The organism is Paenibacillus sp. FSL R5-0470, assembly GCF_037975205.1.
Classification (GTDB): Bacteria; Bacillota; Bacilli; order Paenibacillales; family Paenibacillaceae; genus Paenibacillus_AQ.
On sequence record NZ_CP150238.1, the window covers coordinates 1 to 11757 of the forward strand.

Genomic DNA, 11757 nt, shown 5'->3' on the forward strand with positions numbered 1-11757 from the left:
GTGGACAGCCATACTTCCGAATTATGGCAGCAAATTTTATCGATTATTCAAACCAAATTAAGCAAGCCGAGCTTTGATACCTGGTTTAAGGCTACTAAAGCGATAACCTTCAACTCCCAGGTTCTCATTATCTCGGCACCTACAACGTTCGCAGTAGAATGGCTGGAAAGTCGCTACACCAAACTAGTAGGAGCAACGGTCTACGAAGTCACTGGGAAACAAGTGGATGTAAAATTCGTGATTGAAGAAAGCAAGCCGCCTGAGCTTGTGGTTCAACAATCCGCTCCCACTCCCGTAGTATCACGAGAAGAAGCGCAAACGCATCTACTCAATCCCAAGTACACTTTTGACACTTTTGTAATCGGCTCCGGCAACCGTTTTGCGCATGCAGCCTCACTGGCAGTAGCCGAAGCGCCGGCCAAAGCATACAATCCCTTGTTTTTATATGGTGGTGTAGGTCTGGGCAAAACCCATTTAATGCATGCCATTGGGCACTATGTTCTAGAACATAACCCGAATAACAAGGTTATTTACATCTCATCAGAGAAATTCACGAATGAATTTATCAATTCAATCCGTGATAACCGCGGTGAAAGCTTCCGCAATAAGTATCGTAACGTTGACATTTTGCTTATTGACGATATTCAATTCCTCGCTGGAAAAGAGTCCACGCAGGAGGAGTTTTTTCATACGTTCAATGCGCTCCACGAAGAACGCAAGCAAATTATCATCTCCAGCGACCGACCGCCAAAGGAAATTCCCACACTGGAAGAACGGCTACGTTCCCGGTTCGAGTGGGGCTTGATTACGGATATTCAACCACCCGATCTAGAAACCCGAATTGCGATTTTGCGCAAAAAGGCGAAGGCAGAGAACCTTGATATCCCTAATGAGGCCATGATGTATATTGCTAACCAGATTGACACCAATATTCGTGAGCTGGAGGGTGCATTAATCCGGGTTGTTGCTTACTCATCGCTAACTAACCAGGATGTAACTACTCATTTGGCAGCTGAAGCACTCAAGGATATTATTCCTTCCAGCCGGCCTAAGATGATTACCATCGCTGATATTCAGCAAAAAGTCGGTGAATACTACAATTTACGCCTTGAAGACTTCAAAGCGCGAAAACGTACGAAAGCCGTAGCTTTTCCACGTCAAATCGCAATGTATCTCTCCCGTGAACTAACCGATTATTCGCTCCCTAAGATTGGTGAGGCATTCGGAGGACGTGACCATACGACCGTAATTCATGCGCATGATAAAATTACACAGTCATTAAAGGTCGATCAGGAGTTGTACAAAGTGGTAAATAATCTTGCGGAGAAAATTAAAAATCCTTCCTAAGAGGAACAAAGAGCCTATACACAATCTATACACATGTGGGTAGGCTTAATTTTATGCTATTTGATAGGGTTATCCACATATTAGACGCCCCTACTACTAATACTATTAAATAACTATAATAATTCATCATGTAAAGACGCGTAATAAAGAGCTACCAATACAACGAAATTCCCAATTTTTCAGCTAGGAGTGAAATCATGAAAATAAGCATTCTTAAAAATGAACTCAACGAATCCATTCAACACGTATCCAAAGCTATCTCCAGTAGAACAACCATCCCTATTCTGACCGGTATTAAGCTGGAAGTTAGCCATCAAGGCGTCACATTAACTGCAAGCGACACCGATATTTCGATTCAATCGTTTATTCCAGCAGAGAATGACAGCCATACGATCGTGAAGATAGATCAGCCAGGAAGTGTTGTTCTTCCCGCTAAATTTTTCGTCGAGATTATTAAGAAGCTGCCCTCCAAAGAGATTCACATGGAAGTTAAAGAAGGATTCCAAACATATATTTCTTCTGGATCCACTGAGATTCAGATCGTAGGTTTAGACCCTGAAGAATTCCCGGTGCTACCGAGTATTGAGGAGAACGATACTATCTCCCTGCCAGGTGATTTGCTGAAAAATATGATTAAACAAACCGCTTTTTCTATTTCTACCCAAGAGACAACTCCGATTTTAACAGGTATACTGTGGAATCTGGCTGATAATGAGTTTAAGTTTACAGCGACAGACCGTCACCGCTTAGCTACAAGAGCAGCAAGACTAGAAGGTACGGAGAATGTCCAATTTGCAAATATCGTAATCGCCGGTAAAACCCTTAATGAGCTAAGCAAAATTATTCCTGATCAAAATATGCTCGTTGATATTGTGGTTGCGGACAATCAAGTTCTCTTTAAAATCGACAAAGTACTGTTCTATTCACGGATCCTTGATGGAATTTATCCGGATACTTCTAGAATTATTCCAACAACCTACAAAACAGAACTAACTTTGGACACAAAAAAATTAAGCGAATCGATTGATCGTGCTTATTTGCTGTCCCGTGAAGAAAAAACCAATATTGTGCGCATGCAGACGCTTGAGCAAGGTGGTATTGAAATTTCATCTAGCTCTTCTGAGCTTGGTAAAGTTCGCGAAGAACTTGAAGTCATTGATTTCAAAGGTGAACCGCTCAAAATATCTTTCAACTCCAAATATATGCTCGATGTCTTAAAAGTTATTGAGAGTGAGCAGCTTGTAATAGCATTTACAGGAATGATGAGTCCGATCATTTTGAAGCCACTCGATCAAACCAATAGCTTGTATATTATTTTGCCTTACCGTACAACAAATTAATGCCAACATTCATGAACATGTGGATAAGTGGCTGAAAGGATAAAAACCATGAAAAAAATACTTATCCACAGTGGATATATTAAGCTGGATCAATTCCTGAAACTTTCTGATTGTGTATCCACAGGTGGAATGGCTAAAGCTTTGCTGCAAGAAGGACATGTACTTGTTAACGGAGAAGTAGAGGAACGGCGCGGAAGAAAACTTTATCCGGGTGATCAAATTGAAGTGCAGGATAACGGCACATTTCAGGTTGAAGGCGGAGGAGTCAAAGAGGAGTAGGCTAGGGGAGGAACCATTTCGTGTTTGTTAAAAATATCGGTCTGCAGCATTATCGGAATTACGGGCTGCTGCGTCTGGAGAGCTTGGGCGATGTGAATCTGATTCTGGGTCAGAACGCCCAAGGCAAAACAAACCTCATGGAGGCATTGTTCGTCCTGGCGATGACCAAAAGCCACCGCACCTCGAAGGATCGCGAACTTATCTCATTTGATGCCCCTGGAGACGCTGCTCAGATCATTGCCGAGGTAGAACGTAAGTACGGCGATCTCAAGCTAGAGCTCACCCTATCTGCCAAAGGTAAAAAAGCTAAGATTAACGGTTTAGAACAACGACGTCTTAGTGAGTTTGTGGGATCACTCAATGTGGTCATGTTTGCACCGGAAGATTTAGAGATAGTCAAAGGCACACCCGGCATCAGACGGCGTTTTCTCGATATGGAGATTGGCCAAGTCCAGCCCAGTTATCTATTTCACCTTCAGCAGTATCAAAAGATTCTCTTACAAAGGGGCAATTTGCTGAAGCAGTTGTGGGGGAAAGAGGCAGCGGGAAAAGACCTTTTGGAAATCTGGGATGCTCAACTTGTGGAGCATGGTGTTAAAATCGTAAAAAAAAGGAAACAATTCATAAAGAAGCTGCAAATATGGGCTGAAAGCATACACCGGGGGATTACGAACGGCGGAGAAGAACTGAAATTGCTCTATGTCCCCTCTTTCGGCGATCGGGATGAGGAAGATGAAGCTGTCTTATTAGACAATTTTATGTTAAAGTTATCACAAACGAGAGAACAAGAAATCAGGCGCGGCATGACGCTGACGGGTCCCCATCGGGATGACCTGTCCTTTTTTATCAACGGAAGGGAAGCTCAGGTCTACGGTTCTCAGGGACAGCAGCGTACAACGGCTTTATCGCTCAAGCTGGCGGAAATCGAGCTGATCCATGAAGAAATCGGAGAATATCCTGTGCTGCTTCTTGATGATGTTTTATCCGAGCTTGATCCTTACCGACAGACCCAGCTTATTGAAACCTTTCAAAGCAAGGTACAGACATTCATTACCGCTACCGGGATTGAGGGTCTGAATGCCGATAAATTAAAGGGCGCCAGCCTATATCATGTTCATGATGGAAAAGTGGAGTTATAAAGAGCGGAGGAAGATCATGTATATTCATTTGGGCGGGGAGAAGATTATTCGCTCTTCGGAGTTAATTGCAATATTTGATATTTCGATTGAGAAATCTTCCAAGGTGTCTAAGCAATTCGTCATTCACTCTGAGCAGGACAAGAAGCTTGAGCGGATTGGTGAAGAGGAAGCAAAATCTATTGTCGTAACTAAAAATATCGTGTATTACTCCCCCATTTCCTCCTCCACTCTCAAAAAAAGAGCCAAAATTTTGCTCGAAATATAACTTGCGTTTAGTAACAAAGAGATAATCTGAAAGAAGTAGGTGAAGGCATGTCAATGAATCAACCGACATATGATGAGAGCCAGATTCAGGTACTGGAAGGGCTAGAAGCTGTCCGGAAACGTCCGGGCATGTATATTGGTTCCACTAGTTCTAAAGGTCTCCATCACTTGGTGTGGGAGGTCGTAGATAATAGTATCGATGAAGCCCTAGCAGGTTATTGTGACCGGATTCAAGTGATTATTCATGAGGATAACGGGATTACTGTTATCGATAATGGACGTGGCATACCTGTAGGTGAAAATGAAAAACTTAAAAAGTCGACGCTTGAAGTTGTAATGACAGTACTGCATGCAGGCGGTAAGTTCGGCGGCGGCGGATATAAAGTATCAGGCGGCTTACACGGTGTGGGTATCTCCGTAGTAAATGCCTTGTCTGAGAAGGTTGTTGTTAATGTTAAGCGTGATGGGCATATTTATCAGCAGGAATACAGACGTGGTGCACCACAGTATGAGATCAAAGTTGTTGGAGATACGGAAGAGACAGGTACGACTACAACTTTTCATCCGGACCCTGAAATCTTTACTGAAACCACGGTCTTTGAATATGCGACACTGCTTACTCGTATTCGGGAGCTAGCTTTTCTTAACAAAGGAATTGAGCTTTCACTGCATGATGAGCGGACCGATGTCACCAACGTGTTCAAATATGAGGGTGGTATCGTTGAATATGTGAAATATCTGAATGAGAAAAAAGAAGCGCTGCACGAGGAACCAATCTACGTGGAAGGCTCACGGGATATGATTCAGGTTGAAGTAGCTCTCCAATATAATGATTCGTATACAGAGAACATCTACTCTTTTGCGAATAATATTAATACCCATGAGGGCGGAACGCATGAATCCGGCTTCAAAAGTGCTTTAACACGTATTATCAACGACTACGCCCGTAAAGCGGGTGTGCTGAAGGATGGTAATTCAAATCTGACTGGCGACGACGTGCGTGAAGGATTGACAGCCATTATTTCTGTCAAAATTCCAGAGCCTCAGTTCGAAGGTCAAACGAAGACTAAGCTCGGAAATAGTGAAGTCCGTGGAATAGTAGAATCACTGTTCGGAGAGAAATTGCAGGAATTCCTGGAAGAGAATCCGGCAGTATCACGCCGTGTCCTTGAGAAGTCGCTTTCAGCTTCACGTGCACGAGAAGCCGCTCGTAAGGCTCGTGAGTTAACCCGCCGTAAGAGTGCGCTTGAAGTCAGTGCACTACCTGGTAAACTTGCGGACTGTTCATCCAAGGATGCGTCTATCAGCGAACTGTACATCGTCGAAGGTGACTCTGCGGGTGGATCGGCCAAGCAGGGCCGGGATCGTCATTTCCAAGCGATTCTACCGCTGCGTGGTAAGATTCTAAACGTAGAAAAGGCACGCTTAGACCGTATTTTATCCAACGCCGAGATCCGGGCTATTATTACTGCTCTTGGTACAGGAATCAGTGATGATTTTGATCTATCGAAGGCTCGTTACCATAAAGTCGTTATTATGACGGATGCCGACGTCGATGGAGCTCATATTAGAACTCTGTTGTTAACATTCTTCTACCGTTACATGCGGAAGCTAGTAGATGCAGGTTATATCTATATCGCACAACCGCCATTGTTTAAGATAGAACGCAACAAAGTGATCCGTTATGCAGGTAGCGAGAAGGAACGCGATGAGATTATCGCCTCTTTTGGTGAGAATGTTAAGGTCAATGTTCAGCGCTACAAAGGTTTGGGTGAAATGAATGCTACCCAGCTGTGGGACACGACGATGGATCCTGAGGCTCGTATGATGCTACAAGTAACGATTGAAGATGCGATGCTCGCTGATAGTATCTTTGATACGCTGATGGGCGATAATGTTGAACCAAGACGTGACTTTATCCATGAGCATGCGAAGAGCGTCAGATACCTTGATGTGTAACAATTACATTCAAGCATAAAAACCTCCGGCTTCTGTTCCTAACGGAATGAGAATGCTGGAGGTTTTTTTGGTTTCAGAGCTGATTTTTAGGCTTTAGTATAATGCCTATTGCGGGTAGTATATGGGGATTTTCTAGCTTTTACACGTCCGTATGCTACAGCATAGCGGTGTATTCTACGATAGATAGATTTATCAGGAAATAACTTGAATACAACAATGGATGGAAGCGTGTTGACCTCAAGCAGCCACATATCCATATGTTGATCCATGGCAATATCCAGACCAATTTCTTTAATTCCTGGATAGGTGGTTTCCAATTGGCCTGCAATTTGTACCCCTAAAGATTTTAATTGATTAATCGTGGAGAGTGTTTGAGAAGGGTTCATATGATTTTTTAATAATGTATTTACTGACAGAATACTGCCTCCGCTATGATAATTGGTGACGATTTTCTGAGGGGCAGCTACCCTTCCGAGCATTCCTGTTGTTTCCCATGTACCTGATGGAGTCTTTTGGGCAAGAACTCGAAGGTCGAAGGGACGATCTTGGTGACGCAGGAGATCAATTCCTTTTTGGACGAGGTAGGTACGGTTCTGAATTCGTTTCTGTAAGGCCTCATGCAGTTCTTCGGGGGAGAAGAAAACTTCTGCCGTCTTTGCATATCTTAAAATATATAGGACCTGTGCTTCTTGCTGTTCTCTCTCCTCGTTATTGGCGGTGACAGTCATTTCAGTCTTCTGCTGGCTAGGACTTAAAATCACCGTACGCTGCTCAGCTCTCATTACACCAATACCAAAGCTTCCGCGATCAGGTTTTATATAGACCATGGCATATAACGCAAGCATTTCTTTAAGAACATTTAAATCATATTTACGAGTATCAGGCACATATAGAGATAGAGATTGATTTTGAAGGATAACTTTTGTTTTAGCCCATTTACTTGGGACTCGTTGAATCTTCATTATCTTCCTCCTTAACAATTTTGTGCAGCATTTGCTCTTTTGAATTCCCTTGTACAAAACTTGCTGTGGAAGCATAATCTTTGGCAGCTGAAAATCAGGACAAGCTACCTAAACAATGGTATAATATAAGGATATGGGGTTATGCCTTATCGAACGATACTAGGATAATAAAACCGTGTTTCTTGTCTTTACAGTCTATGTACTAAAGACATTTGCGGAAAGGGCGAATACCCTAATCAGCGCAAAAGAAATCAATATTAGAAGATAAAAGGCTATCATGTTTAATTGTGCTACTTTTGTGAAAGTAATATAATTAAGGGTAGCGGTTTTTTAACTGAAGGAGGTCCAGCAACTCATGGCTGAACAAAATAACCCACAAGTCAAAGATCGGGACATTGGCGTGGAAATGCGTGAATCCTTTATGGATTACGCAATGAGCATCATTGTTAGCCGGGCTTTGCCAGATGTGCGGGACGGACTCAAGCCGGTTCACCGACGCATTTTGTTTGCGATGTCGGAACTTGGAATGTCTGCGGATAAGCCTCATAAGAAATCGGCAAGAATCGTCGGTGAGGTTATCGGTAAGTACCACCCTCACGGTGACTCAGCCGTCTATGAAACAATGGTACGGATGGCTCAGGATTTCTCTATGCGCTATATGCTTGTGGACGGTCACGGGAACTTTGGTTCGATTGATGGTGATATGGCTGCAGCGATGCGTTATACAGAAGCCCGTCTTTCCAAGATTGCAGGCGAAATGCTTCGAGATTTGAACAAAGAAACAGTTGATTTCGCACCCAACTATGATGGTGAAGAGAATGAGCCAGTTGTATTACCAGCTCGCTATCCGAACCTGCTCGTTAATGGGGTATCTGGTATAGCTGTAGGTATGGCTACTAATATTCCACCGCATAACCTAGGTGAAGTTATCGATGGTGTGCAGGCGATGATTAAGAATCCTGACATCACCCCTATGGAATTGATGGAGTATATTCAAGGCCCAGATTTCCCAACGGCTGGATATATTTTGGGTCGTGAGGGTATTCGTCAGGCTTATCGTACAGGGCGTGGTTCAGTGACCATGCGTGCAAAGGCAACGATTGAAGAGAATAACGGTAAGGCTCGCATCATTGTGCATGAGCTGCCGTATCAGGTGAACAAGGCAAGACTGGTTGAAAAAATCGCAGAATTAGTACGTGAGAAACGGATCGAGGGTATAACGGATCTTCGAGATGAGTCTGACCGTAACGGTATGCGTGTAGTTGTTGAGATGAGACGTGATGTGAATCCCAATGTTGTGTTGAACAATCTATATAAACATACTTCTATGCAATCTACATTTGGTATCAACATGCTGGCCATCGTGAACAACGAGCCGAAAATTCTTAATCTGCGTGATGTGCTCTATCATTATTTGCAGCACCAGATTGAAGTTATTCGTCGTCGTACTATATTTGATCTTAAAAAAGCTGAAGCACGCGCTCATATCTTAGAAGGTCTGCGTATTGCGCTGGATCATCTGGATGAAGTGATTGCGTTAATTCGTGCTTCTCGGACAACGGACATAGCCCGTGAGGGATTAATGAGCACCTTTAGCCTTAGTGTAGAGCAGGCTCAAGCGATCCTCGATATGCGGATGCAGCGTCTGACCGGTCTGGAAAGAGAAAAGATCGAGAATGAATATAACGAATTGCTAGCTAAAATTGCAGAGTACCGTGAAATTTTGGCGAATGAGCATCTTGTACTGGAAATCATCAGTAACGAGCTGCAGGATATTCGTGATAGATATTCTGATGAACGCCGGACAGAGATTACCGTTGGTGAAGAAAGTATCCTGGATGAAGACCTTATTCCGCGTGAAGAGGTTGTTATCACTATTACACATACGGGATACATCAAACGTCTACCTGTCAGCACCTACCGCAGTCAGAAGCGTGGAGGGCGCGGAGTCATGGGGATGGACACCAAGGATCAGGACTTTGTGGAGCATCTCTTCGTGAGTAACTCTCATAACTATCTGATGTTCTTTACCGATAAGGGTAAGGTATACCGGATTAAAGCTTATGAGATCCCAGAGCTGGGACGTACAGCACGTGGGACACCAATCATCAACCTGATTCAAATTGAACAAGGTGAGAAGATTAGTGCCGTAATCCAAGTGGAAGAGACCGATAGTGACAAGTACTTGTTCTTTGCTACCCGCGAAGGTATCGTGAAGAAGACGCCGCTTGAGGATTACAATAACATCCGCAAAGGCGGACTTATCGCTATTAACCTTCGTGAAGAGGATTCTCTAATTGAGGTTAAGCTGACAGATGGACAGCAAAATCTTATTATCGGTACAGCTCGCGGAATGTCGATTACGTTCTCAGAGAATGATGTTCGTTCTATGGGTCGTAGCGCGACAGGCGTGAAGGGCATTACGCTTGATAGTAATGACCATGTCATCGGTATGGATTGTGTCGATAAGGAGCTTGAGGTTCTGATTGTTACTAGCAAGGGTTATGGTAAACGGACACCAGCCGGTGACTATCGTTCCCAGACTCGTGGTGGTAAAGGAATCAAGACCATTAATCTCACTGAGAAGAATGGCCCTGTAGTTGGTCTAAAAGTCGTTAAGAACGATGAAGACTTAATGATCATTACTACAAGCGGTACCTTGATTCGTACCAGCATGGATGGAATCTCTACTATGGGTCGTTATGCGCAAGGGGTTAAGCTAATTAACATCCGCGAGGATGATGCTGTGGCTACTCTGTGCAGAGCAGATAAGAACGAAGAGGACGAATTGTCTGAAGATATGGAAGGCCTCGAGGAACAAGTAACAGTAGATGAATCTGGTGATATTGATCAACCGGAAACAATCGCTGAGGATCAAGAAGATAATTTAGAGTAGGTTTTATTCAATAAAGAGCAAGGGCTTCTATTACAGAGACCCTTGCTCTTTTTGCTGTGATTAATTAATAGCTAGTTATTTAATGAAATTTAATGAGGATTTTTATAAGAATAGTTTTCATTTCACTAGTCGCTTCCTTTTATCCGTACTATAATTAGCCGATAGAGTATAAATCAGTATATAAAGTACTATTTTCTCAGAAATTATCTGTCATATTAGATTTCGGTAATCCTGAGCTTATTGTTATAGAAATTAAGGGGCTGAGTATATGCCAAGTGTATTGGCTGGAGAAGTTAAAGCGGGCTCAAAGATAACCAAAGATGTAATTACACCTTTGGGGGGAATTTTGTTCACCAAGGGAAAAATACTACTCCCCCGTGATCTAGAAATTTTAGAAGCTTTTTTGGTTGGGCAAGTGGAGATCGAAGGTGTTCAGGGAGAGGCCAACTCTGATACTGTCAAAAAAAACGCCAAGCAGACAGCACTTAAAGCTGGAGCGATTATAAATGAATCGATGCTGATCAAGAACAATTCCCCACTACATGATGAATATGAAAAAATGATCGCACTTATTAGGACTAGCTATCGTTCGGTAACGGCAGCTTCACTTCCTATTTTTGAGTTGCGGAGTCAATTAGAGTTACTAATTAGTCATTTGAAGGATTATCATGTGTTGAAGTTTTCTCCACGTACGCTAAAAGACGAGGATTACAACTATCACAATGCCGTACTGTCCGCGTTAACATCATATAAGATCGCTCAGTGGTGCGGGTATCCGCAAAAGGATTGGATGCAGATCGCTTTTGCCGGATTGCTACATGACATCGGAAACGCAAAAGTAGATAGTTCTCTTTTACATAAGCCGGAGTCACTTAATAGTGCTGAAATAGAAGAGGTTCGCAGACATACTACATATGGCTATCAATTGTTGCGTAATGTTACAGCGATTAATGAAGGGGTAAGACTAACAGCATTGCAGCATCATGAGAAGGTTGACGGGTCTGGATACCCACTTAAGCTAGAAGGTAGCCAGATTCATTTTTACGCTAAAGTAGTTGCGGTAGCAGATATATTCCATGCAATGACTCTAGAAAGGGCCTATAGAAAAGCACAGTCTCCTTATTTAGTGTTAGAGCAGATAATGACAGAAAGCTTCGGTAAGCTCGACCCAGTCGTTGTACAGACCTTTATACAGAAGAGTACCGATTTATTTAATGGAACCAGAATACGTCTGAGCGATGGACGTCATGGAGAGATCATATTTACTGACCGTGCTAATCCAACACGTCCTATGATTAAGGTAGAGGGTACGATTGTGAACCTAATGTTGGAGCGAGAATTGTATATTCAGGAGATCATTGCTTAGAGAAGGAAGTATTAAGAGACTGCATAAATGAGACTGTGCTAACAGGTATATACCAATATATAAAGGGTGATTAATAGCACAGTCTCTTATTTATAGACTATATTTAAAAAAAGTGTTGCAATGAATCTCTATACATGATATATTCTAAGTCCGGCCAAGAAACACACATGCCGAGCTCGAAAAAGAAGTTAAAAAAAGAGCTTGA

Annotated in this window: 9 protein-coding genes; 8 read left to right on the plus strand and 1 reads right to left on the minus strand. The window is 42.8% G+C overall.

Annotated elements, in window-relative coordinates; genetic code table 11:
• The 6 genes from dnaA (at nt 1) to gyrB (ending at nt 6328) form a co-directional block, all read left to right on the plus strand.
• The gene (gene dnaA / locus MKY99_RS00005) at nt 1-1347 is read left to right on the plus strand and encodes a chromosomal replication initiator protein DnaA (RefSeq protein ID WP_042183777.1); all 1347 of its coding nucleotides are present in this window, start codon (nt 1-3) and stop codon (nt 1345-1347) included.
• Nucleotides 1348-1544: 197 nt separating this feature from the next.
• Nucleotides 1545-2687, plus strand: a complete 1143-nt coding sequence (dnaN, locus tag MKY99_RS00010) for a DNA polymerase III subunit beta (RefSeq protein WP_042123045.1) — start codon at nt 1545-1547, stop codon at nt 2685-2687.
• Between the two features lie 48 nt (nt 2688-2735).
• Nucleotides 2736-2966 carry a S4 domain-containing protein YaaA gene (yaaA, locus tag MKY99_RS00015; RefSeq protein ID WP_042123047.1) on the plus strand — a complete coding sequence of 77 codons (231 nt, stop codon included), beginning with the start codon at nt 2736-2738 and terminating at the stop codon, nt 2964-2966.
• Between the two features lie 20 nt (nt 2967-2986).
• Complete coding sequence (gene recF / locus MKY99_RS00020) at nt 2987-4105, plus strand: DNA replication/repair protein RecF (protein ID WP_042123050.1); 1119 nt, start codon at nt 2987-2989, stop codon at nt 4103-4105.
• A 16-nt stretch (nt 4106-4121) separates the two neighbouring features.
• Complete coding sequence (locus MKY99_RS00025; RefSeq protein ID WP_036677731.1) at nt 4122-4370, plus strand: extracellular matrix/biofilm biosynthesis regulator RemA family protein; 249 nt, start codon at nt 4122-4124, stop codon at nt 4368-4370.
• A 47-nt stretch (nt 4371-4417) separates the two neighbouring features.
• Nucleotides 4418-6328: a DNA topoisomerase (ATP-hydrolyzing) subunit B gene (gene gyrB / locus MKY99_RS00030; protein ID WP_042183779.1), complete on the plus strand. Its 1911-nt coding sequence runs from the start codon at nt 4418-4420 to the stop codon at nt 6326-6328.
• Nucleotides 6329-6414: 86 nt separating this feature from the next.
• Here the strand turns inward: gyrB and MKY99_RS00035 are convergent, their stop codons facing one another.
• The gene (locus tag MKY99_RS00035) at nt 6415-7290 is read right to left on the minus strand and encodes a YheC/YheD family protein (RefSeq protein ID WP_339268046.1); all 876 of its coding nucleotides are present in this window, start codon (nt 7288-7290) and stop codon (nt 6415-6417) included.
• A 355-nt stretch (nt 7291-7645) separates the two neighbouring features.
• Between MKY99_RS00035 and gyrA the strand changes: the two genes are divergently transcribed.
• Both gyrA and MKY99_RS00045 read left to right on the plus strand, forming a co-directional pair.
• Nucleotides 7646-10186, plus strand: a complete 2541-nt coding sequence (gyrA, locus tag MKY99_RS00040; RefSeq protein ID WP_042183783.1) for a DNA gyrase subunit A — start codon at nt 7646-7648, stop codon at nt 10184-10186.
• Nucleotides 10187-10454: 268 nt separating this feature from the next.
• Complete coding sequence (locus tag MKY99_RS00045; protein ID WP_339268047.1) at nt 10455-11552, plus strand: HD-GYP domain-containing protein; 1098 nt, start codon at nt 10455-10457, stop codon at nt 11550-11552.
• The last annotated feature ends 205 nt before the right edge of the window (nt 11553-11757 follow it).